Origin of the sequence: Mesorhizobium sp. NPDC059025 (assembly GCF_042739655.1) — a bacterium.
In the GTDB taxonomy this organism is placed as follows: Bacteria; Pseudomonadota; Alphaproteobacteria; order Rhizobiales; family Rhizobiaceae; genus Mesorhizobium.
In genome coordinates this window covers 76107-102069 of record NZ_JBHYIM010000015.1, presented here as the reverse complement: position 1 = coordinate 102069, position 25963 = coordinate 76107, and the positions used below count along the sequence as shown (strand labels likewise).

Annotated in this window: 28 protein-coding genes and 1 tRNA gene; 15 read left to right on the top strand and 14 right to left on the bottom strand. The window is 63.4% G+C overall.

Translation table 11 applies throughout. The features are described from left to right. Window positions 1-59 precede the first annotated feature (59 nt). The 4 genes from ACFWYE_RS27120 to ACFWYE_RS27105 all read right to left on the bottom strand — a co-directional run bounded on the left by ACFWYE_RS27120 (window position 60) and on the right by ACFWYE_RS27105 (window position 3530). Entirely contained in the window at window positions 60-860 is an 801-nt protein-coding gene (locus ACFWYE_RS27120; protein WP_379064764.1) for an ABC transporter permease, read from the bottom strand. After that, entirely contained in the window at window positions 860-1609 is a 750-nt protein-coding gene (locus tag ACFWYE_RS27115; RefSeq protein ID WP_379115246.1) for an ABC transporter permease, read from the bottom strand. Before ACFWYE_RS27115 ends, ACFWYE_RS27120 begins: the two co-directional genes overlap by 1 nt. A gap of 240 nt (window positions 1610-1849) precedes the next feature. Further along, the gene (locus ACFWYE_RS27110) at window positions 1850-2647 is read right to left on the bottom strand and encodes a transporter substrate-binding domain-containing protein (protein WP_379064762.1); all 798 of its coding nucleotides are present in this window, start codon (window positions 2645-2647) and stop codon (window positions 1850-1852) included. Window positions 2648-2714: 67 nt separating this feature from the next. Next, on the bottom strand, window positions 2715-3530 hold the full coding sequence (locus tag ACFWYE_RS27105) for an ABC transporter ATP-binding protein (RefSeq protein WP_379115224.1): 816 nt from the start codon (window positions 3528-3530) through the stop codon (window positions 2715-2717). A gap of 211 nt (window positions 3531-3741) precedes the next feature. On the opposite strand from ACFWYE_RS27105, the gene ACFWYE_RS27100 reads away from it, so the two are divergent. From ACFWYE_RS27100 to ACFWYE_RS27085, 4 genes are read left to right on the top strand one after another with little or no spacing between them, the layout of a single operon-like run. Next, a complete protein-coding gene (locus tag ACFWYE_RS27100) occupies window positions 3742-4614 on the top strand; it encodes a dimethylarginine dimethylaminohydrolase family protein (RefSeq protein ID WP_379115223.1) in 873 nt (290 codons plus the stop codon). After that, window positions 4584-5315, top strand: a complete 732-nt coding sequence (locus ACFWYE_RS27095; protein ID WP_379064756.1) for a TetR family transcriptional regulator C-terminal domain-containing protein — start codon at window positions 4584-4586, stop codon at window positions 5313-5315. Before ACFWYE_RS27100 ends, ACFWYE_RS27095 begins: the two co-directional genes overlap by 31 nt. Next, entirely contained in the window at window positions 5312-6889 is a 1578-nt protein-coding gene (locus ACFWYE_RS27090; RefSeq protein ID WP_379064754.1) for a 5-guanidino-2-oxopentanoate decarboxylase, read from the top strand. Before ACFWYE_RS27095 ends, ACFWYE_RS27090 begins: the two co-directional genes overlap by 4 nt. 59 nt (window positions 6890-6948) lie before the next feature. After that, a complete protein-coding gene (locus ACFWYE_RS27085) occupies window positions 6949-7656 on the top strand; it encodes an SDR family NAD(P)-dependent oxidoreductase (protein WP_144378733.1) in 708 nt (235 codons plus the stop codon). 186 nt (window positions 7657-7842) lie between these two features. Here the strand turns inward: ACFWYE_RS27085 and ACFWYE_RS27080 are convergent, their stop codons facing one another. The 3 genes from ACFWYE_RS27080 to cmk all read right to left on the bottom strand — a co-directional run bounded on the left by ACFWYE_RS27080 (window position 7843) and on the right by cmk (window position 10976). Beyond that, a complete protein-coding gene (locus ACFWYE_RS27080) occupies window positions 7843-8217 on the bottom strand; it encodes a VOC family protein (protein ID WP_379064752.1) in 375 nt (124 codons plus the stop codon). 175 nt (window positions 8218-8392) lie between these two features. Beyond that, window positions 8393-10093: a 30S ribosomal protein S1 gene (gene rpsA, locus ACFWYE_RS27075; protein ID WP_379064750.1), complete on the bottom strand. Its 1701-nt coding sequence runs from the start codon at window positions 10091-10093 to the stop codon at window positions 8393-8395. 232 nt (window positions 10094-10325) lie between these two features. Further along, window positions 10326-10976 carry a (d)CMP kinase gene (cmk, locus tag ACFWYE_RS27070; RefSeq protein WP_379115222.1) on the bottom strand — a complete coding sequence of 217 codons (651 nt, stop codon included), beginning with the start codon at window positions 10974-10976 and terminating at the stop codon, window positions 10326-10328. Between the two features lie 163 nt (window positions 10977-11139). Between cmk and ACFWYE_RS27065 the strand changes: the two genes are divergently transcribed. Next, on the top strand, window positions 11140-11670 hold the full coding sequence (locus ACFWYE_RS27065) for a dihydrofolate reductase family protein (RefSeq protein ID WP_379115221.1): 531 nt from the start codon (window positions 11140-11142) through the stop codon (window positions 11668-11670). Between the two features lie 71 nt (window positions 11671-11741). On the opposite strand, the gene ACFWYE_RS27060 is transcribed toward ACFWYE_RS27065, so the two are convergent. Together ACFWYE_RS27060 and aroA are read right to left on the bottom strand one after the other, a co-directional pair. Further along, window positions 11742-13364, bottom strand: coding sequence for an ABC-F family ATP-binding cassette domain-containing protein (locus ACFWYE_RS27060; RefSeq protein WP_379115220.1), 1623 nt, complete (start codon window positions 13362-13364; stop codon window positions 11742-11744). 119 nt (window positions 13365-13483) lie between these two features. Then, window positions 13484-14836 carry a 3-phosphoshikimate 1-carboxyvinyltransferase gene (aroA, locus tag ACFWYE_RS27055; RefSeq protein ID WP_379115219.1) on the bottom strand — a complete coding sequence of 451 codons (1353 nt, stop codon included), beginning with the start codon at window positions 14834-14836 and terminating at the stop codon, window positions 13484-13486. Between the two features lie 203 nt (window positions 14837-15039). Between aroA and ACFWYE_RS27050 the strand changes: the two genes are divergently transcribed. The 4 genes from ACFWYE_RS27050 (at window position 15040) to ACFWYE_RS27035 (ending at window position 17755) form a co-directional block, all read left to right on the top strand. Next, on the top strand, window positions 15040-15429 hold the full coding sequence (locus tag ACFWYE_RS27050) for a TIGR02300 family protein (RefSeq protein ID WP_379064738.1): 390 nt from the start codon (window positions 15040-15042) through the stop codon (window positions 15427-15429). A 175-nt stretch (window positions 15430-15604) separates the two neighbouring features. Beyond that, window positions 15605-15680: transfer RNA gene (locus ACFWYE_RS27045), tRNA-Ala, on the top strand. Between the two features lie 274 nt (window positions 15681-15954). Then, window positions 15955-17055 (top strand): hypothetical protein, encoded by a 1101-nt coding sequence (locus ACFWYE_RS27040; RefSeq protein ID WP_379115218.1) that lies wholly within the window; start codon window positions 15955-15957, stop codon window positions 17053-17055. An 82-nt stretch (window positions 17056-17137) separates the two neighbouring features. Further along, window positions 17138-17755, top strand: coding sequence for a nucleoside triphosphate hydrolase (locus ACFWYE_RS27035; RefSeq protein ID WP_379115217.1), 618 nt, complete (start codon window positions 17138-17140; stop codon window positions 17753-17755). Window positions 17756-17854: 99 nt separating this feature from the next. On the opposite strand, the gene ACFWYE_RS27030 is transcribed toward ACFWYE_RS27035, so the two are convergent. From ACFWYE_RS27030 to ACFWYE_RS27020, 3 genes are all read right to left on the bottom strand, one after another. Next, on the bottom strand, window positions 17855-18559 hold the full coding sequence (locus tag ACFWYE_RS27030; protein WP_379115216.1) for a glutathione binding-like protein: 705 nt from the start codon (window positions 18557-18559) through the stop codon (window positions 17855-17857). Between the two features lie 184 nt (window positions 18560-18743). Then, window positions 18744-19952 (bottom strand): beta-ketoacyl-[acyl-carrier-protein] synthase family protein, encoded by a 1209-nt coding sequence (locus ACFWYE_RS27025; protein ID WP_379115215.1) that lies wholly within the window; start codon window positions 19950-19952, stop codon window positions 18744-18746. A gap of 10 nt (window positions 19953-19962) precedes the next feature. Continuing rightward, complete coding sequence (locus tag ACFWYE_RS27020; RefSeq protein ID WP_326894184.1) at window positions 19963-20217, bottom strand: acyl carrier protein; 255 nt, start codon at window positions 20215-20217, stop codon at window positions 19963-19965. 266 nt (window positions 20218-20483) lie between these two features. Between ACFWYE_RS27020 and ACFWYE_RS27015 the strand changes: the two genes are divergently transcribed. From ACFWYE_RS27015 to ACFWYE_RS26990, 6 genes are all read left to right on the top strand, one after another. After that, window positions 20484-20741, top strand: a complete 258-nt coding sequence (locus ACFWYE_RS27015) for a DUF1272 domain-containing protein (RefSeq protein ID WP_379115214.1) — start codon at window positions 20484-20486, stop codon at window positions 20739-20741. An 85-nt stretch (window positions 20742-20826) separates the two neighbouring features. Then, window positions 20827-21183: a GFA family protein gene (locus ACFWYE_RS27010; RefSeq protein WP_379115213.1), complete on the top strand. Its 357-nt coding sequence runs from the start codon at window positions 20827-20829 to the stop codon at window positions 21181-21183. A gap of 23 nt (window positions 21184-21206) precedes the next feature. Continuing rightward, complete coding sequence (locus ACFWYE_RS27005) at window positions 21207-21800, top strand: hypothetical protein (RefSeq protein ID WP_379064727.1); 594 nt, start codon at window positions 21207-21209, stop codon at window positions 21798-21800. Between the two features lie 57 nt (window positions 21801-21857). Continuing rightward, window positions 21858-22460: a glutathione S-transferase family protein gene (locus ACFWYE_RS27000; protein ID WP_379064725.1), complete on the top strand. Its 603-nt coding sequence runs from the start codon at window positions 21858-21860 to the stop codon at window positions 22458-22460. Window positions 22461-22501: 41 nt separating this feature from the next. Further along, window positions 22502-22942, top strand: a complete 441-nt coding sequence (locus tag ACFWYE_RS26995) for a DUF3995 domain-containing protein (protein WP_379064723.1) — start codon at window positions 22502-22504, stop codon at window positions 22940-22942. 75 nt (window positions 22943-23017) lie between these two features. After that, window positions 23018-23785: a class II aldolase and adducin N-terminal domain-containing protein gene (locus tag ACFWYE_RS26990; RefSeq protein WP_379115212.1), complete on the top strand. Its 768-nt coding sequence runs from the start codon at window positions 23018-23020 to the stop codon at window positions 23783-23785. A 30-nt stretch (window positions 23786-23815) separates the two neighbouring features. Here ACFWYE_RS26990 and ACFWYE_RS26985 read toward each other — a convergent pair whose 3' ends face one another. Together ACFWYE_RS26985 and ACFWYE_RS26980 are read right to left on the bottom strand one after the other, a co-directional pair. Beyond that, window positions 23816-24448 carry an HAD family hydrolase gene (locus tag ACFWYE_RS26985; RefSeq protein WP_379064719.1) on the bottom strand — a complete coding sequence of 211 codons (633 nt, stop codon included), beginning with the start codon at window positions 24446-24448 and terminating at the stop codon, window positions 23816-23818. Between the two features lie 73 nt (window positions 24449-24521). Further along, window positions 24522-25919: a sodium:proton antiporter gene (locus tag ACFWYE_RS26980; RefSeq protein WP_379115245.1), complete on the bottom strand. Its 1398-nt coding sequence runs from the start codon at window positions 25917-25919 to the stop codon at window positions 24522-24524. Between the last annotated feature and the right edge of the window lie 44 nt (window positions 25920-25963).

Here is a 25963-nt window from a genome sequence, read left to right as displayed (position 1 = left end):
ACCATGCTCAAGCTGCGTCCGTAGCTTGCACCCAAACCGTAATCCGGGCCGTAATTCGGCTAGCCGAGTCTTGCCGGAATGCGCGCTTCGATCTTGCGGAACGCAAAGACGATAACCCCGGTAATGGCCATATAGACCAGCGCGAGCAGCAGCAAGGGTTCATAGGTGACGAAGGTCTCCTGTCGAACTCGCGAGGCGACGGAATAGATATCGACCATGGTGATGGTCGCCACCAGGGGTGTCGCTTTCAGCTGCAACACGGTTTCGCCGGCCAGCGTCGGCAGGGCTCGCCGCAGCGCCTGCGGCAGCCAGATGCGTCGGAAGGCGGTCCAGCGCCGCATGCCGAAAGCGCGGGCCGCTTCGAGTTGCCCCTTCGGCACGCCGGCGAAGGCGCCGCGCATGACCTCTCCCTCATATCCGGCGTAGGAAAGGGTGAGTGCCAGCACGCCGTATGGCCAGGCCTGCCTGAGATATGGCCACAGGAACGAATCGCGGATCCAGGGAAACTGCGGGAACAGCGAGCCGAGCCCGTAGTAGAGCAGCCACAGCTGCAACAGCAGCGGCGTGCCGCGGATGATCGTGCAGAACAGCCGGGCCGGCACCGCCAGGAATGCCGGGCCGGCGGCCTGCGCGAAACCGATCGGGATTGCCAGCAGGATGCCCAGCGTAGCGGTGACCGCGAGCAGCCAGATGGTGCGCCATATGCCTTGCAGGGCAAGCGGCAGATAGGCCGGCAGCCAGTCCCATCGCATGGTGAACGCGCAGGCAAGCACGATCGCCGCCGCAAGGATGATGAGGATGATGCGGTGCGGCTGCAGCCACTCCGAGGTACGCGCGATCGTGGTTGTGGTGGTGCTCATCAGCGCGTCTCCGCCACGGAAGGCATGCCGCGCCGCGAGTAGCGTTCGAAGCGGGAAATGATCACATTGGAGACCAGCGTCAGCGCGAGATAAAGCACGCCGGCAGCGATGAAGAAGGTGAAATACGCCTTGGTGGCGCCGGCGGCCAGCCGGGTCGTCTGCGTCAGCTCGTTGAAGCCGACGACAGCGAGCAGCGCCGTATCCTTGGTGGCGATCAGCCAGAGATTGGCGAGGCCGGGGATCGCATAGGGTGCCATCGCCGGCAAGGTGATGCGCCTGAGCTGCAGCGACGGCGACATGCCATAGGCGCGCGCCGCCTCCATCTGTCCCTGCGGGATGGCGAGGATGGCGCCGCGCAGCACTTCCGTCGAATACGCGCCCTGGACGACGCCGAGCACGCAGATGCCGGCGATCAGGCCGTTGATGTCGACCGGCGCGTAGCCGAGCAGGGTGAGCAGCCTGTTCACCAGATCGGTGCCGGCGAAGTAGAGCAGCAGGATCAGCACCAGCTCAGGCACTGCGCGCACGATGGTGGTGTAGAGGCCGAACAGATCGCGCACCACCGGACTGCCATAGAGCTTGCCATAGGCGCCACAGATACCGATCAGCAGGCCGAGGCCGAACGAGCCGCAGGCAATGCCGACCGAGGCCAGCAGGCCACGCAGCAGATTGCCGCCCCATCCGGGTGGATCGAATGCCAGAAGTTCGGCAAGGCTGGCCGCCGAGGCCGAAAGGAAAATGTCTGTCAGTGCCGTCACTCCGACTGAGGCGATTTCGAAGAATTATTGCCTTCCGCTGAGCGCGACTTTTGGTTCAAAATCGATGCAATAATTCTTCGAAATCGCCTTGAACGGCGCCGCATGCCGCCGTTGGAGGATCTCGAATGAGCCGGCGCGCCCCCCGACGTGCCGGCTCATGACCCAGCCTGGCGCGAACGCCGGCCGGATGGCGCGTCGTCTCTCGGGAACGACGCGCGGAACCTCGGGGTGCTAGTTCGACTGCACGGCGTCGCCATAGACGTCGAAGTCGAAGTACTTCTTGGTGATCTCGGCATACTTGCCGTTGGCGCGGATGCCCTTGATGGCGGCGTTGATCTTGTCCTTGAGTTCGGTGTCGCCCTTGCGAACGCCGGCGCCGACGCCCGGTCCGAGCACTTCGAGATCGGGCGCGACGTTGCCCTTCATGTCGCAGCAGGCCTTGCCCTGGTCGGATTTCAGGAAGGCGTCCAGCGCGATCTGGTCGGCCTGCGTGGCGTCGATGCGGCCGGCGGCGAGATCCTGGTTGGCCTCATCCTGCGTCTGGTATTCCTTGATCTCGGCCGCGGTCGAAGCGAAGTGCTTCTTGGCGTAGGCGGCATGGATGGTCGAGACCTGCACGCCGATAACCTTGCCCTTGAGGCCTTCCGGCGAGGCGTCGAATTTCTGGTCCTTGGCACCGGCGATCGAAGTCGGGGTGTTGTAGTACTTGTCGGAGAAGTCGATCTCCTTCTGGCGCTCCGCGGTGATCGACATCGAGTTCATGATGGTGTCGATCTTCTTGGTCTTGAGGCCCGGGATCAGGCCATCCCACGGGATCGGCGTCAGCACGCAGTCGAGCTTTGCTTCGGCGCAGATCGCCATGGCGATGTCGACTTCCCAGCCGCCCCACTTGCCGGACGAGTCCTGCGAGTAGAAAGGCGGATACGCTTCCGGCGAGAAGCCGACCTTCACCTGCTCGGCGCTGGCCGCGAAGGTCCCCGCCAACGCGATCGCGGCAGCGGCAACCGCCGTCTTCAGAAATGTTTTCATGCCCTGTTCTCCCGTGTTTTTGAGTGTTCCCGTTGTCTTTTCTTGTCGTCGCCCGACCCCTCAGGGGTCAGCCGACGTTGCGCAGAAACTGCTTCAGCCGCTCGGACTTCGGCGCGCCGAACACCTGTTCCGGCGCTCCTTCCTCCTCGACCAGCCCGTTGTGGAGGTAGACGACATGCGTCGCGACCTCGCGGGCAAACTTCATTTCGTGGGTGACCAGCACCATGGTGCGTCCTTCGCGCGCGAGGTCTGCGATCACCCGCAGCACTTCGCCGACCAGTTCCGGATCGAGCGCCGAGGTCGGCTCGTCGAACAGCATGACCCTCGGCTGGATGGCCAACGCCCTGGCGATCGCCGCGCGCTGTTGCTGTCCGCCGGACAGGAAGTGTGGATAGACGTCGCGTTTTTCGGCAAGCCCGACACGCACCAGCAGCTTTTCGGCGGTGGCGATCGCTTCATCTCGCTTCACGCCAAGAACATGCACCGGCACTTCGATGACGTTTTGCAGAAGCGTCATGTGGCTCCACAGGTTGAAGCTCTGGAACACCATGCCCAGCCGCGAGCGGATGCGTTCGATCTGGCGGCGGTCTGCCGGCACGGTATGGCCGTGGCTGTCCGCCTTGAGCTTGATCTCCTCGCCATTGACGCGAATGATGCCGCTGGTCGGGTTCTCAAGACAGTTGATGCAACGCAGCAGCGTCGACTTGCCGGAGCCGCTGCCGCCGATGATGGCCACGACCTCACCGTCGCGCGCCGACAGCGACACGCCCTTGAGAACATGAAGCTCGCCGAATTTCTTATGCAGGTTCTCGACATGGATGGCTTCGGCGGCGCCATTCTGCGCCTTGCCGGATGGGATCGTGGCGGCACTCGCCGCGTTCACAGTGTGATCTCCGTACGATCGACGGCAGTTCGTCGAACGACTATCCGGCTAATCAACATACGCTGTACTGTCCCGCTCCAGACTTCAGCATGGACCCGGCAGCGCGAGCCCGTCAATCCCGCTCATTACGGCACTTGCGGCCTTGTTGCGCAAGTGTATAAATAGCCTTCGATGAAATTTTGTCGACTTTTTTCAGCTTAAAAGGGCATCGATGAGCGCTTTCGGATCACAGTCCATGGCGGCGCCGCTGCGGCGCGTGCTGATGCGGTCGGCGACCAATGCCATGCGGGCCGCCGACCGGGCCGCCTGGCACTATGGGCCGGGCTTCGATCCGGCGAAAGCGGCGGTACAGCACAAGGCCCTCGCCGATCTTGTGGCAGCTGCCGGGGCCGAGATCGACTGGATCGAGGACAGGGCCGACGGGCTGTCGGATTCGGTGTTCACACACGATCCGTCGCTGATGACGGACCGTGGCGCGCTGATCCTGTCCATGGGCAAGCCGCTGCGCGCCAGGGAGCCATCCCTGCACGAGGAAACCTACAAGAGACTGGGCATTCCGATCCTGGGTCGTGTCGAGGCGCCAGGGCAGGTCGAAGGTGGCGATTGCGTGTGGGTGGACGCTCGCACGCTGGCGATCGGGCGTGGTGTCCGCTCCAACCAGGAAGGCATCCAGCAGGTCTCCAACCTGCTGACGCCGCTCGGTATTTCCGTCTACGGCTTCGACCTGCCGCTGTGGCAGGGCGAAGAGGCCTGCCTGCATCTGATGTCGGTGATCAGCCCGCTGGCTGACGATCTTGCTCTGGTCTACTCGCCGCTTCTGCCGGCGCCTTTCTACCAGATGCTGAAGGCGCGCGGGATCAGGCTGGTCGAAGGTGATGCCGAAGAGTTCGCCGCTTCCAACGGCCTCAGCCTGAATGTGCTGCCGACCAGCCCGCACAAGGTCATTGCTGTTGCCGGTTTCCCCAGGACCAAGGCTGTGATGGAAGCAGCCGGCTGCACCGTCGAAATCTTCGAGGCGGATGCGCTCTGCATCGCCTGCGAAGGCGGGCCGACATGCCTGACGCGGCCGATCCTGCGGCAATGAATGCGCCGTCCCGGCGCAAGTTCCGTCGCGAAGGCGAGGAGCGGCGGCGACAGGATCTGATCGAGGCGACCCTGGACAGCGTGGCCGAGCGTGGCCTGCAGGGCGCCACCCTGCGCACCATCGCGTTGCGTGCCGGCGTTACCGCCGGGCTGATCCGGCACTATTTCCCCGGCAAGGAAGAGCTGCTGCAGGAAGCTTATACGACGCTGGTCGGCCGCATGACGGAGCAGGCCAAGGCTGCACTTGTTGCAGAGGGCGCGTCGCCGCGTCAGCGTCTTGCGGCTTTCGTCGCCGCCAACCTCGGCGCGCCGATCATCGATGCGCGGGTGTTTTCGCTCTGGGCGACCTTTATCGGCCGGGCATCCGCGGATCCTGCTCTGGCCCACGCCCATCGTGAAGGCTATCTCGCCTTTCGCAACGAGGTGGAAGCGGTCGTCGCCGAAGTGCTTGCCGCCGAACAGCGCAAGCCGGACGCAAGCCAGCTGCGCCACCATGCCATCGCGATCAACGCAATCATCGACGGACTCTGGATCGAAGGCTGCCTGGCCGGCGAGATGTTCTCGCCCGGCGAACTGGCGGCGATCGGCATCAGGGCTGTCGAAGCCCAGCTGAATCTTGCGCCGCTGGAGCATGATTCCGAGAACCAGCGGAGTTTTCGGAAGAGAATCATGCCCCTTGCTCAAAATGGAGAAAGCCAATGACCACCGTCGGCGAAGCGTTGATAGCGCTGCTCGAGGCGCATGGCGTGGACACCGTCTTCGGCATTCCCGGCGTCCATACGGTCGAACTCTATCGCGGCCTTGCCGGTTCGCGCATCCGCCACGTCACGCCGCGCCACGAGCAGGGCGCCGGTTTCATGGCCGACGGCTATGCGCGCGCCAGCGGAAAACCGGGCGTTGCCTTCGTCATCACCGGACCCGGCCTCACCAACACCATCACGGCCATGGGCCAGGCGCGGGCCGATTCGGTACCCATGCTCGTGATCTCCGGCGTCAATGCAACGGCAACGCTGGGGCGCGGCCTGGGCTATCTGCACGAACTGCCGGATCAGCAGGGCATGATGGCCAAGGTGGCGGCGTTTTCGGAGCGCATCACCGACGCGGCCCGATTGCCTGCCGTTCTCGGTCGCGCCTTCGATCTTTTTCGTACCGCCCGCCCCGGTCCCGTGCACATCGAAATCCCGCTCGACGTCATGGGCCTGCCTGCCGAAGCGATGAAGCCGGTGCGCTCCGATGCCCGCCCCAATATGCCGGATGCCGTCGCGATCGGGAACGCCGCGGCGCTTCTAGGCCGCGCTCGTCGACCTCTTGTCCTCGCCGGCGGTGGCGCCCGCCATGCCGAGGCCGCGCTGCGCCTGCTCGCCGAATGCCTCGACGCCCCGGTTGTCCAGACCGCCAACGCCCGCGGCCTGATGCATGGCCATGCACTGGCTGTCCCCGCCAGTCCGAGCCTCAAGGCCGTGCGGGCGCTGATGGCCGACAGCGACGTCGTGCTGGCGGCCGGTACCGAGTTCGGACCGACCGACTATGACATGTATGGCGATGGCGGTTTCGTGGTGCCGGGCCAGCTGGTGCGTATCGATATCGACGCGGGCCAGCTCCAGCGGCATCCGGCAACGGTCGCCATCGAAGCCGATTGTGGAGCCGCGCTCGAAGCGCTGGCAGCGGCAATCGATCGTCCGAAGGCTTCGGCGAGCGGCCCTGAGCGGGCCGCCGCGGCACGTTCGGCCGCGTTTGCCGAGATCGGTCCTGCCATGCAGGCCCAGGTGGCGGCCGTCGAGACTATTCGGACGAGCCTGCCCGGGGCCATCATCGTCGGCGATTCGACGCAGCCGATCTATGCCGCCAATCTCTATTACGATCATGATCGGCCAGCCGGCTGGTTCAACGCGGCTACCGGTTTTGGTGCCCTGGGCTACGGTCCGCCGGCGGCGATCGGTGCGGCCTTGGCTGTTCCGGGTGCGCCGGTGGTGTGCCTCACCGGCGATGGCGGGTTCCAGTTCACGCTGCCGGAGATCGCAGCGGCACTCGATTTGCAGGCGCCGGTTATCTTCATCGTCTGGAACAATCGCGGCTATCGGGAAATCGAAACCTCCATGCGCGATGTCGGTGTTGAGCCGGTCGGCGTCTCGCCTGCACCGCCGGATTTCTGCAAATTGGCGGATGCTTATGGCATTGGTTCCCAGAGATTGGAGGGGCCTGCCGGGCTTGGGCAGGCCCTCGGCAGGGCGCGAGCGACAAAAAAGCCTTTCCTCATAGAGATTTCGGTTGAGTGAGAGCGCGAAAGGCGCGATTTTCGGAAATCCATCAAATGACTGAGCAGGAGTTGTCGCGGATGGCGGCTACGCTGGACCAAAAACATGTTGTCGTCACCGGCGGAACGGGTGCGCTGGGCAGTGCCGTGGTGGCGCAGCTCCTGCAGGAAGGCGCCATCTGCCACGTGCCGAACAGCCATGCCGCGGCGCCGGCGCATTTCCCGTTCAGCAAACACGATCGCGTGCATCTGGTGAACAACGTCTATCTCGAGGACACGGAAGCCGTCACCGCCTTCTACGCCGGTGTTCCGGACCTATGGGCCTCGATCCACCTGGCCGGCGGTTTCGCCATGGCACCGGTCGAGAAGACCGAATCGGCTGCCTACAACGAGATGATGGACACCAATGCGCGCACCGCCTTCCTGTGCAGCCGGGCCGCGGTGCGCGCCATGCTCGCTTCCGGAACGCGCGGCCGCATTGTCAACGTTTCGGCTCGCGCTGGGCTCGAACCGAGACGCGGCGCCGGCATGGTCGCCTATGCGGCAAGCAAGGCTGCGGTGGCGGCGATGACGGTTGCGCTGGCCGAGGAGCTGAAAGGCAAGGGTATCCTGGTCAACGCCATTGCTCCTTCCACGCTCGACACACCCGCCAATCGCGCCGACATGCCGGATGCCGATTTCTCGAAATGGGTAAGCCCGGACGCCGCGGCCGAAACGATCGTCTATCTCGCTTCACCGCGCAACGAGGCGATGAGCGGAACACTGGTCCCGCTCTACGGGCGCGCCTGAGCGGCGAACTCGAACTCATAGGTTCGCAAGGGCGACCGCCCGTCGGCCGTCCGGCCGCCCCATCGGAGCCGTGAGCGAAGCGAGCTGGCGTGAGATCAGCCCGAACCCGTGGGTTCGCAAGGGCGACCGCCCGTCGGCCGTCCGGCCGCCCCATCGGAGCCGTGAGCGAAGCGAACTGGCGTGAGATCAGGAAAATGGCGCGTCGATCATGGCTTCGATGTTGTAGCCGTTCGGGTCGATCACGAAGGCAGCATAGTAGTTCGGCGTATAGGCCGGGCGCGGCCCCGGCGCGCCGTTGTCGGTTGCTCCGGCGGCCAGTGCGGCCTGATAGAAGGCATCCACCTCGGCATGGCTTTTCGCGCGGAAGGCGACATGCAGACGCGTCAGCGGTCCAGGGGTTGCCGACTGCATGATCTCGAACAGGCCGTCACCGATGTCGAAGGCCCAGAACACGCCTTCCTCTCCGAATGAAAGCTGGTAGCCGAGCGGCACGAAGGCCGTCTCGTAGAACAGCTTGCTCGCGGCAAGGTCGCTGACGGCGACGGTGACGTGGTCGATCATTGCAGAACTGCCTCCCGGACAACACCAGCACCAATGCTGGCGGAGGCACTGTCCTCGGCTGCCTGCCGGCTTGCAAGGCGGTCTCTTCGTCGCAGCCATAACAAAAAACCCGCCGGATCGCTCCGGCGGGTCTTGTCGATTTTGCACTGCCGCGAAGGCAGTGCCGGAGGCTGGCTTAGTTGCCGCCCTGCTTCTTCAGCGCGGCACCCAGGATGTCGCCCAGCGAAGCGCCGGAGTCGGTCGAGCCGTACTGAGCAACGGCTTCCTTCTCTTCGGCGATTTCCAGCGCCTTGATCGAGACCTGCAGCTTGCGGGTCTTCTTGTCGAAGGCGATGACGCGGGCGTCGACCTTCTGGCCAACGGTGAAGCGTTCCGGACGCTGCTCGTCGCGGTCACGCGACAGGTCGGAGCGCTTGATGAAGGTGTCGATGCCGCTTTCGACCAGCCGCACGTCCAGACCGCCATCCTTCACACCGGTGACTTCGCAGGTGACGACGGCGTTCTTGCGCAGTTCGCCCGAAGCGGCGGCATCGCCGGCCGTATCGCGCTCAAGCTGCTTGACGCCGAGCGAGATGCGCTCCTTGTCGATGTCAACATCGAGAACCTGGGCACGCACCATCTGGCCGCGCTGGTACTCTTCGATGACCTGCTCGCCCGGACGGTTCCAGTCGAGATCCGACAGGTGCACCATGCCGTCCACGTCGCCGTCGAGGCCGATGAACAGACCGAACTCGGTCTTGTTCTTGACTTCGCCTTCCACGGTCGAGCCGACCGGGTGGTTGGCGGCGAAGGCGTGCCACGGGTTCTCCAGCGTCTGCTTGAGACCCAGCGAGATGCGGCGCTTGGCCGGATCGACTTCCAGCACGACCACGTCGACCTGCTGCGAGGTGGACAGGATCTTGCCCGGATGCACGTTCTTCTTCGTCCACGACATTTCCGAAACGTGGATCAGGCCCTCGATGCCCGGCTCCAGCTCGACGAACGCGCCGTAGTCGGTGATGTTGGTGACCGTACCGGTGATCTTCTTGCCGATCGGGAACTTGGTGCCGATATCCGACCACGGATCGCTCTCGAGCTGCTTCATGCCGAGCGAGATACGATGGGTTTCCTGGTTGATGCGGATGATCTGCACCTTGACCGTCTGACCGATGTTGAGGATCTCGGTCGGATGGTTGACGCGGCGCCAGGCCATGTCGGTGACGTGCAGCAGGCCGTCGATGCCGCCGAGGTCGACGAACGCACCGTAGTCGGTGATGTTCTTGACCACGCCTTCGACCACCTGACCCTCTTCGAGGTTCTGGACGATCTCGGAACGCTGCTCGGCACGGCTCTCTTCAAGCACGGTGCGGCGCGAAACGACGATGTTGCCGCGACGGCGATCCATCTTGAGGATCTCGAACGGCTGCGGGTTGTGCATGAGCGGGGTGACGTCGCGGATCGGACGGATGTCGACCTGCGAACGCGGCAGGAAGGCCACGGCGCCGTCCAGATCGACGGTGAAGCCGCCCTTGACCTGGTTGAAGATGACGCCTTCGACGCGCTCGCCCTTGGCGAACTTCTCTTCCAGCTTGACCCAGCTTTCCTCGCGGCGCGCCTTGTCGCGCGAGAGCATGGCTTCGCCCAGCGCGTTTTCGATGCGCTCGACATAAACTTCGACGGTATCACCCGGCTTGAGGCTGCCGTCCTTGCCCTTGGCGCCGAATTCCTTCAGTGCCACGCGGCCTTCGACCTTGAGGCCGACGTCGATGATGGCCATGTCCTTTTCAATCGCGGTGACGATACCGCGAACGACCTGGCCTTCGCCCGAATGACCGTCCGAGAACGATTCTTCGAGCATGCTCGCGAAATCGTCGCGAGTCGGAATGGATTGAGACATACTTTCTCCTGAAAGCCTCGCCTGGAGGCTGGCGCCGTGGGTTAGCGTTGCGATGACCTGCCGGTATTCCGGGTCAAGACCCTGTGCCGCGTTGAAGCGGCGGTTCGGCGCAAAGAATGCTGGCAGGCCGGGTTCTATTCATTGTTTGTCGCATGACCTCTCAGAGATCATGCTCCCGCCCGATATGGGTATTTTCACAAAGCTCGCAACAGCGAGCGGCGAAAACGCCGGATCAGGCCTTGTCTCCTTTGACCAGAACGTCGTCAACGATCGTCTTGGCCGCCAGAAACGCGGCTTCTATAGACATTTGCGACGTATCAAGCAAGTGCGCGTCGCCGGCGGGCCTGAGCGGGGAGTCGGCCCGGCCCATGTCGCGCTCGTCGCGGCGCGTGATGTCGGCGAGAATGGTGGCGAAATCACCGGTGCCGTCATTGGCCTCGATTTCCGCCAGCCGGCGCCGCGCCCGCACCTCCGCGCTGGCGGTCACATAGAGCTTTACCATCGCGCCAGGGCACACGACCGTGCCGATGTCGCGGCCGTCGAGAACCGCGCCGCCAGGTTGTGCCGCGAAGGCGCGCTGCTTTTCGACCAGGATGCGGCGCACTTCCGGGATGACGGCGACTTTGGAGGCGGCCTCGCCAACGGCATGCGCCGACAGCACCGAGCGATCGAGATCGCCGAGATCGATCAGGCGGGCGGCTTCCACGGCATGCGGCTCGTCGCCAAGCGGCCAGCCCTTGGCAAGCAGCATATGCGCCACGGCGCGGTAGGTGAGGCCGGTGTCGAGATGCGGCAGGTGGTAGTAGTCTGCCAGCCGCCGGGCCAGGGTTCCCTTGCCGGCGCCCGCCGGACCGTCGATGGCTATGGTGAGAGTGTGAGGCATGGCCATGCTTCAAGCGGAGACGCCGATGGAAAGCAAGTCTGTTCCTGACCAAACCCGCTTCCGATCGACAGAATGACGGACCGGCGGAATTTGTGCAGGCGGTGCGCCGTTGTTATCCTTGCTGCATTCTTTCCAGCATGCGTTTCCCGCGATGGAGGGCCGAATGAGGAAAGTCATCGTCACCGAATTCATCAGCGCCGACGGTATAGCCGAGGTCGAAAAGCTGACGGGCATTGCCTGGAATGCCGAGATGGACAGGTTCAAGGAAGAGGAGCTTGCCGACAGCGGCGCCATGTTGCTGGGTCGCGTGACCTACCAGATCTTCGCGGCATCCTGGCCGCACGAGACGGGGGATTTCGCCGACAGGTTCAACGCGCTGCCGAAACATGTCGCGTCGACCACGGTGAGGCAGCTCGACTGGAAGCCTGCTCAAAGGCTGGAGGGGCCTTTGCCCGAGGCCGTCAGGGAGCTGAAAAAAGCCGCCGGCGGCAATATCTATGTCCACGGCAGCATCAGCCTGGCCCAGCAACTGCTGCACCACGGTCTCGTCGACCGCATCCGGCTGCTCAGCTATCCTCTTGCGGTCGGCCAGGGGAAACCGTTTTTCGCGCCCGGAGAACAGCAGAAATTCGCGCTGATTTCGGCCGCGCCGTTCAGCAACGGCGTCGTGGCGCTGGAATATGCGCCGGCATAGGCGCGGTTCCGCTTTTCACGGAAGCCGCTGCGCACTTCAACGTCAGCCTTGAGACCGCCAGTCTGCGCTTCCTATCCGCGCAGGCCCGGTGCTTCATGCCCCGTGCGCTCGACATATTCGGTGTAGCCGCCGCCATAGGCGTGCATGCCGTTTTCCGTCAGCTCCAGCACGCGGTTGGACAGCGCCGCCAGGAAATGGCGGTCGTGGCTGACGAACAGCATCGCTCCTTCATAGCGCGACAGCGCCTCGATCAGCATCTGCTTGGTGGCGATGTCGAGGTGGTTGGTCGGCTCGTCCAGAACCAGGAAGTTCGGTGGATCGAACAGCATCTTGGCCATCACCAGCCGGGCTTTTTCACCACCCGACAGCACCCGGCACTTCTTCTCGACTTCATCGCCGGTGAAGCCGAAGCAGCCGGCGAGTGCGCGCAATGGTGCCTGGCCGGCCTGCGGGAAAGAATCCTCCAGCGATTCCAGCACTGTGCGCTCGCCCTCGAGCAGCTCCATCGCATGCTGCGCGAAATAGCCCATCTTGACGCTGGGACCGCGTGAGACCGTGCCGTCGTCCGGCTCCGAAGCGCCGGCCACCAGCTTCAGCAGCGTCGACTTGCCGGCGCCGTTGACGCCCATCACGCACCAGCGTTCGCGCCGGCGCACCTGGAAATCGAGCCCGTCATAGATGGTGCGGCTGCCGTAGCTTTTGGAGACATTCTTCAGCGTCGCCACGTCCTCGCCCGAGCGCGGTGCCGGCTGGAATTCGAAACGCACGGTCTGCTGGCGCTTGGGCGGTTCGACCTTGTCGATCTTCTCCAGCTTCTTGACGCGGCTCTGCACCTGCGCGGCATGCGAGGCGCGCGCCTTGAACCGTTCGATGAAGGCGATTTCCTTGGCCAGCATCGCCTGCTGCCGCTCGAACTGCGCCTGCTGCTGCACTTCGGCGACGGCGCGCTGCTGGCGGTAGAATTCGTAGTCGCCGGAATAGCTGGTTAGCGCACCGCCATCGATCTCGACGATCTTGCCGACGATCCGGTTCATGAATTCGCGGTCGTGTGACGTCATCAGGATGGCGCCGTCATATCCTTTCAGGAAGTTCTCCAGCCAGATCAGGCTTTCGAGATCGAGATGGTTGCTCGGCTCGTCGAGCAGCATGGCGTCTGGCCGCATCAAAAGGATCTTGGCGAGCGCGACGCGCATCTTCCAGCCGCCCGACAGCTTGCCGACGTCGCCGCTCATCATCTCCTGGCTGAAACCCAGCCCGTCGAGCACCTCACGGGCGCGGCCGTCCAGCGCATAGCCGTCCAGCTCGTCGAAACGGCCCTGCACCTCGCCGTAGCGGGTGATGATCTCGTCCATGTTGTCGGCTTGGTCCGGATCGCCCATGGCGGCTTCCAGTTCGGCCATTTCGGCCGCCAGCGCACTGACCGGGCCGACGCCGTCCATCACCTCGGCAACTGCGCTCCGACCGGCCATATCGCCGACGTCCTGGTTGAAATAGCCGATCCGCACGCCGCGATCGATCGCGACCTGCCCCTCGTCGGGCAGTTCCTCGCCGGTGATCATGCGGAACAGCGTGGTCTTGCCGGCGCCGTTCGGGCCGACAAGCCCTACCTTCTCGCCGCGCTGGATCGTGGCCGAGGCCTCGATGAAGACGATCTGCTTGCCGTTCTGCTTGCCGATATTTTCGAGGCGGATCATGGTTCAGGCTCTGAGCGTTCTTCAAGAGTGCCGGCTGCAGCCGCAGGTCCCGGCAGGGAATAGGAGGGCATGGACCGAGCTTGTATCACCCGGTCCATGACAAGATGGAGGCGCTGCGGTCAGTCGATCTCGGCGCCCAGACGCGTCATCAGCCCCATGAATTCCGGGAAGCTGGTGGCGATCATGGCGCGGTCGTCTACCGTGACCGGCTTTTCGCTGGCAAGCCCCATGATCAGGAAGCTCATCGCGATGCGGTGGTCGAGATGCGTTTTCACCGCCTCGCCTTTTGTCTCGCAGCCCAGGCCCTTGCCGCCCGGCACGCCGCGCACGCTGAGCGAAGCCTCGCCTTCCGTGCAGTCGACGCCATTGAGCTTGAGGCCGTTGGCGACGGCGGCGAGCCGGTCGCTTTCCTTCACCCGCAGCTCTTCCAGTCCCTGCATCAGCGTTTCGCCCTCGGCGAACGCGGCCGCGACCGCCAGAACCGGATACTCGTCGATCATCGAGGGTGCGCGTTCGGACGGAACGGTGACGCCCTTGAGTTCCGATGAACGCACGCGCAGGTCGGCGACATCTTCGCCGCCGGCGTTGCGCGGGTTGAGGACATCGATCTGGCCACCCATCTCCTGCAGCGTCAGCAGCAGGCCGGTGCGGGTGGGGTTCATCAGCACGTTCTCGATGATGATGTCGGAGCCGGGCACGATCAGCGCGGCCACCAGCGGGAAGCCGGCGGAAGACGGGTCGCCTGGAACAGCGATGACCTGGCCGCTGAGTTTGCCCTGGCCTTCGATGAAGATGTGGCGCACGCCGCGCTCGTCGGTTTCGACCGTGAGATTGGCGCCGAAGCCTTTCAGCATCTTTTCGGTGTGGTCACGCGTCATCACCGGTTCGATCACGGTGGTGATGCCCGGCGTGTTGAGGCCGGCCAGCAGCACGGCGGATTTCACCTGCGCCGAAGCCATCGGCACGCGATAGGTGATGGGTGCGGCATGTTTCGGTCCCCGCAAGGTGATCGGCATGCGATCTCCCGGTGCGGCCTGCAGCACCTGCACGCCCATCTGGCGCAGCGGCTCCAGCACACGGCCCATCGGGCGGCTGGACAGCGAGGCGTCGCCGATGAAGGTGGTTTCCATGTCATAGGTGCCGACGAGGCCCATGGTAAGGCGTGAGCCGGTGCCGGCATTGCCGAAGTCGAGCGGCGCCTCGGGCTGCAGCAACGCGCCGTTGCCGGTGCCGCGGATCACCCATTCGTCGCCATGTTTCTCGATATGAGCACCCATCGCCTTCATGGCCTGTCCGGTGCGCATCACGTCCTCGCCCTCGAGCAGGCCGGTGATGCGGGTTTCGCCGGAAGCCAGGCCGCCGAACATGAAGGAGCGGTGCGAGATCGATTTGTCGCCGGGCACACGTGCCGTGCCGGAAAGCGGCGGCGAGCGCCGCGCGGTCGCAGGTTGTGGTGTGGCGTCATGCGCCATGTCGGATGTCCTGGATTTGTCGGGCCGAGCCTGGCTCAAGGCCTTGGGGTGGTCATTTTTGCAGGGAAGTTCCTAACACGCCCGTTTCGTGCCGTCATCCCGAAAAAGGCGGCAAAACGGCTCATGCGAAGGCAGTGGCATTAGGCTTTGACAGCGCCGCAAACTGCGATTAAGGGGACCAATCTTTTTGTACGAGGCTTGCCGTGGCAAAACCCGAACTTGGCACAAAACGCGTTGACCCCGAAACGGGCCGCAAATTCTATGATCTGAACAAGGATCCGATCGTCTCTCCCTATACGGGCAAGAGCTATCCCCTTTCCTATTTCCAGGACAGCAAGGCTGCCGTGCTCGAAGAAGAGGACGAGGCTGAGGACAAGGAAGTCGAAAACGAGGACGAAGGCGCCGAGATCGTATCGCTCGAGGATGCCGACGATGAGGCGAAGGGCGGCGACGACCTGCCTGACATGGGCGACGACGATGACGACGTCGACCTGGGCGACGATGACGACGACACCTTCCTTGAAGACGAGGAAGAAGAAGACGACGACGTTTCCGACATGATCGGCGTCGGCGACGACGACGACGACGTCTGATATTTTGGCGGACGCAGAGCGTCCGCCAATTTTCGAGCCGGCTTTGCGAAAAAAGCTGTTTCGAAAGACTTGCTATTGCGGCAAGGCGGCGCTAGAAGCCGCCCTGCACTGACCGGCGGGGTCCCAACCTTGCCGGAATATCCCGCCGGAAACGGCGGCCGGCAGAAGCCGGAGTGGGGCCATAGCTCAGTTGGGAGAGCGCTTGAATGGCATTCAAGAGGTCGTCGGTTCGATTCCGATTGGCTCCACCATTTTTCAGATATCCGGCGGTTCGTTTCGCTCATGCCTCCGACGGGGGCGGGCAAAAGCCAGGCTGCAGTCGCGGCCTTGTTCCGGTTCCAGGTTCTCCTCTCACCTCCCCCCAATTTTCTCCATAACGGATCGAGCGGCGCCAGTCCTGTTTGTCCTGAACGTGGCTGCCAGATTCCCTGAAGTGTCTGAAAAGCGGTTGCCATAGCCCGACCGCATCTTGCGCGTCACCCGGCCGTCACGCTTTGCTGGCGACACGCGAATCGGAGGCAGGCGATGGATACGGTCACCTTCAAGGCCAGGGGCATTTCGGTTTCGGTCGACACCGCCGTCGGCCATATCGCGGACCTCACCATCGAGGCGGACGGGCGCCTGCTCAAGCCGCTGCACCGGGCACCCTGGATCGACGAGCCGCGCGAAACCATGCCGCAGGGCCTGCCTGACGGCGTGACACGGCTTTCCGGCGATTTCCTCTGTGCGCCGTTTTCGCGCAGCAACATCGAGGAGGCGCCGCTGCATGGCTGGCCCGCAAACAGCCCATGGGATTTGATCGACAGTTCGGCGACGGCGGACGGCTGGCGAGCAACGTTCCGTCTCCAGCGCGCCGTGATGGGTGCCACCGTCGAGAAGATCCTCACGCTTCGCGACGGTCATCCGTTCCTGTATCAGGAGCATGCCTTCATCGGTGGCGACGGCGCGATTTCCGTTGCGCATCACCCCATGACGGCGATGCGCGAAGGCGGACATCTTGCTTTTTCACCGAAGCGTGTCGCCGTGACGGATGGCGATCCGCTGGAGCCCGATCCGGCACGTGGCAGCTACCTGCTCGCCTATCCGGCCCGCAGCGAGGACCTGCGCCATTTTCCCGGCAAGGATGGCGCGACCGTCGACCTCACCGATTACCGCATGGACAGGCGCCATGAGGACTTCGTCACGCTGGTCGAGGCGGAGCACGGTGGCCCCGGCTGGACAGCGGTTACGCGCACCGCGGAAAAGGATGTCGTGCTGATCCTGAAGAAACCGGCTGAACTGCCGATCACCATGCTGTGGATCTCGAATGGCGGGCGCGATTACGCACCCTGGAACGGCCGTCATCGCGGTGTGCTCGGCGTCGAGGACGGCCGTACCGCGGTCGGCCATGCCGCTTCGCTGGGCGACAACTGGCTGAAGCGGGAAGGGGTGACGACGGCCTTCGAGCTCGGTCCGGACCGGCGCGTTGCCTTCCGCCATGTCATCGGTGCCGTTCCGGCGGCAACGGGGAAGGCGGTGCACGATGTTTCCGCCGCCACGGGCCAATTGCGGGTTACGACCACTGCCGGCGCCGTGCTGGATGTCCCTTACGATGCGCAATTCCTGCGCATCGACAGCAGCGGCTGAGCCGGACATCCTCCCACCACGGGAGATTTGAAAGTTTCGCGGATGGCCGGCAAGATGCCGCCACTGGAGCAGGGAACGGCCTATGTCCGAGATTGCCACCATTGCCGCCGCCATCTTCAAGCGTGCGGCCAAGGCGAAACGCTTCGTTGTTGCCATTGCCGGTCCCCCCGGGGCCGGCAAGTCAACGCTCTCCGCGGCCCTGCACGACGTGTTGCCGGATGGAACGGCGGAAGTGGTGCCGATGGACGGGTTCCACTATGACGACATCATCCTCGACAGGCGTGGTCTGCGCGCCCGCAAGGGCGCACCGGAAACCTTTGACTTCGCGGGTTTCGAGGTGCTGCTGAAGCGCATACGCGCGGTCGAGCCGGACATCGCCATCCCGGTCTTCGACCGCAGCATCGAACTGTCGCGGGCGGCGGCTGGCGTTGTCAGCAGCGACACCCGCTTCATCCTGGTGGAAGGCAATTACCTGCTTCTGGACGAAGAGCCCTGGTCTCGATTGGCGCCGCTGTTCGACTTTACCATCTTTGTCGAGGTGACCCGCGGCGAGCTCGAGCGGCGGCTACGCCAGCGCTGGCATGAGCATGGCCGCAGCGACGAGGACGCCATCGCCTGGATCGCGTCCAACGATACGCCCAACATCGAACGCGTGCTGGCCCGCCGCCGGTCGGCGGACCTGGTCATCCGGCAGGGCTGACCGCCGAGAGCGTTTCCGTTTTTCACGGAAACGCTTATTTGTTTTAGTCAATTCCGGGCCGGAAACCGCTGCGCACTTTTCCCGGGATGCTCTGGAGCGTCAGGGCTTGGCCGGGATGTTGAGGCCGCGCTGGACGGCAGGCCGAGCTAGGCCACGCTCCAGCCAGGCCGCGACATTGCTGAAATCGGCGAAGCCGACCAGTTCGCCTGCTTCATAGAAGCCGATGAGGTTGCGCACCCAGCCCAGCAGCGAAATATCGGCAATGGTGTAGTCGTCGCCCATGATCCATTTGCGACCTTCGAGGCGCTTCTCAAGCACGCCAAGCAGGCGACGCGATTCGTTGCGGTAACGCTCGAGCGGGCGCTTGTCCGAAATCTCGCGGCCGGCGAATTTGTGGAAGAAACCGAGCTGGCCGAACATCGGGCCGACGGATGCCATCTGGAAGAACACCCACTGGATGGTTTCGTAGCGCAGCGCCGCATCGCCCGGCAGCAGCTTGCCGGTCTTCTCGGCCAGATAAATCAGGATGGCACCGGATTCGAACAGCGGCAGCGGCTTGCCGTCCGGGCCATTGGGATCGATGATCGCGGGAATCTTGCCGTTCGGGTTGAGCGACAGGAATTCGGGAGTCCAGCTCTCATCCTGGCCGATATTCACGTAATGCGGCTCGTAAGACAGGCCGATCTCTTCCAGCATGATCGACACCTTCACGCCATTGGGCGTTGCCGTCGAATAAAGCTGCAGACGGTCAGGGTGTTGTGCAGGCCAGCGCGCATTGATCGGGAAGGCGGAAAGATCGGTCATTGTTGCCTCGGGGAAAGGGCGGCGCGAACGCCCCGCCTGGGTGGGTGTGCAAAAATTAGACCTGCCTGCGCCGCATTCAAGAGGCGCCAGAGCATATCAGTGAAATCCGCAACCGTTTTGCGTTCGGAATTGTATGAAAACAAGGAGCTGGAGCATCCCCGCGGAAAACGGAAACGCTCCAGGATCAAACCGCCTTGAACGCCAGCACGGCGTTGGTGCCGCCAAAGGCGAAGGCGTTGCTCAGCGCCGCGCGAACAGGGCGTTCCTTCGCAACATTCGGCGTGATGTCGAGATCGCAGTCCGGATCCGCTTCGCGATAGTTGGCTGTCGGCGGCACGATACCGTCACGGATGGCCATGACGCAGGCGATCATCTCCAGCGCTCCGGATGCACCCAGCGCATGACCGTGCATCGACTTGGTCGACGACACGGAGAGCTTGTAGGCGTGATCGCCGAAGGCGCGCTTGATCGCGGCGGTCTCGATCTGGTCGTTGGCCTTGGTGCCTGTGCCGTGTGCGTTGAGATAATCGACGTCTTCCGGGTTGAAACCAGCATCGGCGAGACAGAAGCGCATGGCCGCCTCGGGGCCCTCGACCGTCGGCGCGACGATATCCGACGCATCCGCCGAAATGCCGACGCCGGCGATCTCGCCGAGGATGGTCGCGCCCCGCGCCATGGCATGTTCATAGCTTTCCAGCACGGCCATGCCGGCGCCTTCGCCCATCACCAGCCCTTGCCGGTCAGCGGAGAACGGACGGCATGTGTCTGGCGAAAGGACACGCAAGGCTTCCCAGGCCTTCATGATACCCCACACCAGCGGAGCATCCGCGCCTCCGGCCAGCATGACGTCCGCCCTGCCGAGCCGGATCTGATCGACGGCCGAGGCAATGGCATGGTTGGCGGAAGCGCAGGCCGAGGTGACACCGAAGACGGGACCGCGCAGGCCGAATTGCATGCTGATCTGGCCAGCTGCCGCACCCGGCATGACCTTGGGCACGGAAAAGATATCGGCTCTGCTTCGGCCATTCAGCAGCAGCGCTCGGTAATTTTCCTCGACCGTTTCCCAGCCGCAGACGCCGACGCCGACGGTTGCGCCGATGCGATAGGTGTTCTCGGCACCGACAATGAGGCCAGACTGCTGCATGGCTTCGCTGGCGGCGATGATCGCAAGAAGGCTGAAGCGGTCGAGCGTGACCAGCCGCTTGCGCTCCAGGCCATGTTCCGGAAGCGTCCTGATCTCGCTGCCGACCTGCACCTTCAGCTGATGCAGATCCGCGCCGACCACCTGCCCGATCGCCGGGCGGCCTGCCTTCATCTCGTTCCAGATGGAGATGGCATCGGAGCCAAGCCCGCAGATGCCGCCGATACCGGTAATAACGACGCGTGTACGCATGGAGCCTCGGTCAGGCTTTCTTCGCAATCAGCGCGCGAACGGCCTCAACCATGTCACCGACATTCTTGAGGTTGCTCCAGGCATCGACCGTGTTCATCTCGATTTCGATGTTATAGGCTTCCTCGAGATCGAAGATGATTTCGGTAAGCTCGAGCGAATGGATGCCGAGTGCCGTCAGCTCGGTATTGGTCGTGATCTCCTCGCCACCAGGCTCGGCATGAGCCTTGATCTTAGCGATGATCTCGTTTGCCAATTCGTCAGCCATTCGAAGTCCTTCCCCCAAATCCGCATTTCGTGCCTGGGAGGCGTCTCGACGCCCCTGTTCTCGTTGCTCCTGACGGATGCATGACGCGTAGAGCCGCCCGTTGTGGCGGCATCAAGGCCGCCTCCTCTATAGGAACCGAAACCCGGCGAGGCAACAACCGATATGGACAAAGCTGCTCGATACTTAACTTGCGGGATCGCTAACTTTCCACGACAAAGGGGAAAGACTGGCTTCAGTCGCCGATATCCGACGAATGGGAGAACGAAATGCTCGAACTACGCCCCGGATGCGAATGCTGCGACAAGAATCTGCCGCCCGATGCCACCGACGCGATGATCTGCACCTTCGAATGCACCTTCTGCGCGGATTGCGTCGAGTCGGTGCTGAAGGGTGTCTGCCCGAACTGCGGCGGCAATTTCTCGGCGCGGCCGATCCGGCCGGCGGCACTCCTGCAGAAGTACCCGGCATCGACCAGGCGCGTGTTCAAAGCCGAAGGCTGTGCGCCACACGCCGAAGCCGCCTGAGCAGATTCGGCATAAGCGCTCCACGGTTTGCGAAGAAAAGCTGCGACTGACGAAACCAAGGACGGACAAACGCGAGGGATTTCACATGGCGATGAAGACGTACCATGGCAGCTGTCACTGCGGCGCCGTGACATATGAGGCGACAGTCGACCTCGACCACACGGTATCCTGCAACTGTTCACGCTGCGGCAGGTTGGGCAGTATCCTGACTTTCGCCCCGGCAGAGAATTTCACCCTGCTTTCGGGTGAGGATGTGCTGACCGATTACCTCTTCAACAAGCATGTCATCCATCATCTGTTCTGCCGGGTCTGCGGCATCGAATCCTTCGCCCGCGGAACCAAGCCAGACGGTACGGCATCGGTTGCCATCAATGCACGCTGCCTCGAAGGGGTCGAACCCGACGCACTGACGCCGCAGAAGTTCAACGGGCGCGACCGTTGACGCGCTGCAGAGGGTGAACCGTGATGGAGCAGCCTTTATCCCAGGCGCATGACGTTTTCCCACATCTGCGCATCGTCATGGGCATGGTGATCGGTCTCGGCGTGACGCGGCTTTTGTCCGGGGTTGCCCGTATCATCCAGCATCCCAAGGCCTACAAGCTCTATCCGGTGCATCTTGCCTGGGTCGCCTCGCTGCTGCTGACGCTGGTGCATTTCTGGTGGTGGCAGTTCGGCCTCTTTGAAGTCGCCAATTGGACCTTCGGCAAATATCTCTTCATCATCAGCTATTCGGTGACACTCTATTTGCTGTGCGCCTTCCTGTTTCCCGATTCGATGCAGGATTACAAAAGCTACGAGGATTACTTCTTTGCGCGCCGGAACTGGTTTTTCGGCCTGCTGGCGGCGACCTACCTGCTCGATGTCGTCGACACTCTGCTGAAGGGCGAGGCGCATTTCGCGCGTTTCGGCCACGAATACCTGATCCGCACGCCGCTGTTCGTCATCCTGTGCGGTATCGCCATCTATACGACGAGCCGGCGCTTCCACATCGCTTTCATCATCTTCACAATGATCTATCAGGCCTGGTGGATCCTGCGGCTCTTCGACACCATCGTTTGAGCCTGCTTGGGTAGATGATCACGATGGTCTAGAAACGCGATGCACGGAGGTAGCGGCATGTACAAGGCTGTCGGATCGCGCGGATCGCGGGTTTCCCGCGTGACGTGGATGCTTGAAGAGCTCGGCGAACCCTATGAGTTCGTTCCGGTGAAACTGCGCTCGTCGGAGGCCTATGCGCTGAACCCGTCTGGCAAGGTGCCGATCCTGGTCGACGACGGTCTGACTGTTACCGACTCCGCAGCGATCTGTGTCTATCTGGCCGACAAGCATGCGGACAAGGGCATGGGCGCCAATGCGGGCGTAGCCGGACGCGCCGAGATGGATTCCTGGATGCATTTCGCGCAGTCGGAGTTCGAAGCGCCGCTGTGGAACAAGCTGCGCCACCGTTTCATCCTGCCAAGCGAGGTACGCGTCGATGTGGGGCCGGCCGCGGCGTATGATTTTGCCTCGGAGGTGAAGGCGCTGGACCGTCGCCTGGGTGAAAAACAATTCGCGCTGGGCGATCGGTTTTCAGCAGTCGACGTGCTGCTGGGCGACATGGGCGCCTGGGCGCGCGCCGGCAAGTTCCCGATCGCATCCGACAGCGTCAACGCCTACATGGATCGCGTGCTGGGGCGGCCGGCCCGGACGCGGTCGCAAGCCGTTTGCGGCCCGCAATAGCCAGCCGGCTCAGTTCATCGCCCCATTCGAGCACACTGTTCATGATCGTCCTTGCCTTCGCGCTTTCCGCAATCCTGCTCGTGATCACCTCGCTGCACGTCTATTGGGGTATCGGCGGTATCTGGCCCGGCCATGATGCCGCCTCGTGTGCCCGGGCTGTTGTCGGAACGCGTGGCGTCACCGAGATGCCTTCGACCTTCGCCTGTTTCGCCGTTGCGGCCTGCCTGGTTCTGGCGACCCTGTGGCCGCTGGCGCTCATGGGCGTTTTCGCGACGCCGTTTCCGCAGCAGGGCCTTGCCGCCACATCGGTGATGATCGCGCTGGTTTTCCTTGGTCGTGGTGTGCTCGGCTTCACGCCGTGGTGGCGACATCAGACGCCGGAGCAGCCGTTCGCTCGGCTTGACCGGAGCTTCTATTCGCCGCTCTGCCTGCTGATCGGTGCCGGCTTCGTGCTCCTGGGAGTCTCGCAGTTCCCGACGTAAAATCTGGATCAGCCGTTTCCAGTTGCCGTGACGTCGGGCGCGCGTCATGCTCCTCTTGAAATCGAGGAGAAGACCATGACCCTGGCACGCCTGCAGAAGGAATCGCTGAGCAACCTGCCTTTCTACGACGAGCGGGTCGATCTCGCCTGCGCCTTCCGTTGGACCGCGCGCCTCAACATGCACGAAGCGGTGGCCAATCATTTCTCATTGGCGGTGAACGAGGACGGCACGCGCTTCCTGATGAACCCGAACCAGGTGCACTTCTCGCGCGTCAAGGCGAGCGACCTCATCCTGATCGACGCCAACGACCCGGAGACCCTGAAGGGCCCCAATGCGCCGGATCCGACCGCCTGGGGCCTGCATGGCGCCATCCATCGCAATGTCGCGCACGCACGCTGCGTCATGCATGTGCATTCGATCCATGCCACCGTGCTGGCATCGCTGGCCGACTCCACCTTGCCGCCGATCGACCAGAATTCTGCTGCCTTCTTCAATCGCACCGTCGTCGACGGGCACTATGGCGGGCTTGCCTTCGAGGAGGAGGGCGAGCGCTGTTCGCAACTGCTGGCCAATCCCAGGCACAAGGTGATGATCATGGGCAATCACGGCGTGCTGGTCATCGGCGACAGCGTGGCGGACGCCTTCAACCGCATGTTCTATTTCGAGCGCGCGGCCGAAACCTACATCAAGGCTCTGTGGACCGGCCGGCCGCTGCGCGTGCTCTCGGACGAGATCGCCGAAAAGACGGCATCGGAGATGGACGACTATCCCGGCCAGGCGGAACGGCATCTGGCCGAGTTGAAGGCGATCCTCGACGAGCAGGAACCCGTCTATCGCAGCTGACGGATACGTCCCGGCTCTGCCGGGATCGCTCTAAAGCCCGAGTTCGGCGCGCAGTTCGTCCGCGGTGTCGATGACGACCGCGCCGTCAGGGCCTGGCATCGGCCTCTCCGGCCAGAAGATCGTCTTCATGCCGGCGGCCAGGCCGGACATCGCACCCGTGACACTGTCGTCGATCGCTACCGCCTCGCCGGGGTCGACACCGAACAGCCAGGCCGCGCGCAGGAATGGCTCGGGATGCGGTTTGCCTTCGCGCACGTCATTGCGGCTCACCGTCTTCATGCCGGCATGCGAAAGACCGACCGCGCCGAGATTGGCGTCGACGATCAGCCGGTCGGAATTCGAAACCACTGCCTGAGGCACGCCGAGCGCCCGCAGCTCCTGATAGATTTCGATTGCGCCCGGTCGCGGCTGCAGGCCGGCGACATTGGCCATATAGTAATCATATTTGAGCGCGATCCATTCATCGAACGGCAGCGTCAGGCCGAATTCATCGCGCATCATGTCGTAGACGAAAGCGGCGGTCTTGCCGAGCACACGCTCATGCAGGTCGGCAGGCGCCTCAAGGCCGACGCTGCGCATGGCCGAAACCAGGGCGGCATCGTGCAGCGGCTCGCTGTCGACGAGCGTCCCATCCATGTCCCAGAAAACGGCTTTTGGCGTCATCGGTTATCCTTTCGCCGTTCTTTTTATAGGTTTGAGGCGACGTGACAATGTCGCCCAGTGCGCTCTAAGGCCTTCACCGGAAGAAGACAAATCCGGCGATGAGGAAAGTCGGGATCAGCACTGCCCCCGACCATAACATATAGCCGAAGAATCCCGGCATCCTGACGCCTTGATGACGCGCAATGGCATAGACCATGAAATTGGGTGCGTTGCCGATATAGGTGTTGGCTCCCATGAAGACGGCACCCGCCGAGATCGCGGCGAGCGTCGTCGCGAGCTCCGCCATCAGGTGGCGCGCGTTGCCGCCGGCCAGTTCGAAGAAGACGAGATAGGTCGGCGCATTGTCGAGGAACGAAGACAGCGCACCGGTCAACCAGAAATAGGCGAGATCGTTGGGCGTTCCGTCGGCCGCCGTCACCAGGGCAACCAGGGGCGCCAGGGCACCATCGTTGCCGGCCTTCAGGATGGCGATCACCGGCACGATGCAGATGAAGATCGCGGCAAAGAGTTTTGCCACCTCGGCGATCGGGCCCCAGGCAAAGCCATTGGCCCTGCGGTATTCGCTGCGCGACACCGCCAGCGAGACGAAGGCGAGCGCCAGGATGATGGCGTCGCGCACAAGGTTCTGCAATTCCAGCATCACGCCGAACACCGGGATCTCGATGCCGGGCTTCCATGACGCCGAAATGAGGATCGCGGCGATCACACCCACGAGCAGCGGCAGGTTCGGCAGGCCACGCAGGCGCACCCTGGAATCCGGCGTCGGGTCCTTGATCTTCGGCTGGCCGGCCTCGCGCCAGTGCAGCGCGAAGTCCAGCACCAGGAATGCAGCCAGCACCAGGGCGGTGACGAACAGCGTTTCGCGCCACAGGTTCGCCGTCGTCCAGAAGAAGTCGACGCCGCGCAGGAAGCCGACGAACAGTGGCGGGTCGCCGAGCGGCGTCAGCGAACCACCGATGTTGGACACCAGGAAGATGAAGAAGACGACGACATGCGCATTGAACGGCCGGTTGTCGTTTGCGCGGATGACGGGCCGGATCATGATCATCGAGGCGCCGGTGGTGCCGACCACCGAGGCAAGGATCGCCCCGACCAGCAGCAGGCCGGCATTCGTCCACGGCGTGCCGTGGATGTTGCCGGCAACGAGAATGCCGCCCGCGATGGTGAACAGGGCGAACAGCAGGATGATGAACGACATGTATTCGGTGAGCAGCGCGTGCAGGACGGCGCCGAGAGAAAGGTCGACCCCGAAAGCCAGCGCCAGCGGGCCGACAACCAGCGCGGCCCAGCCTGCCGCGATCTTGCCGTAGTGGTGTTCCCAGAGGTGCGGAAACAGTAGCGGGCCGCTGGCGATCGACAGCAGCAGCCCGGCGAAGGGCAGTGCCCACCAGAGCGGCATGGTCGCGCCGGGCAATCCCTCCGAAGCGAAAGCGGGAACCGCGCTCCCGCAAAGCAACGCAATGGCCGCCAGAAATTTCCTGAAATGCACTCTGCCCCTCAAATGCCCAAAGCGTG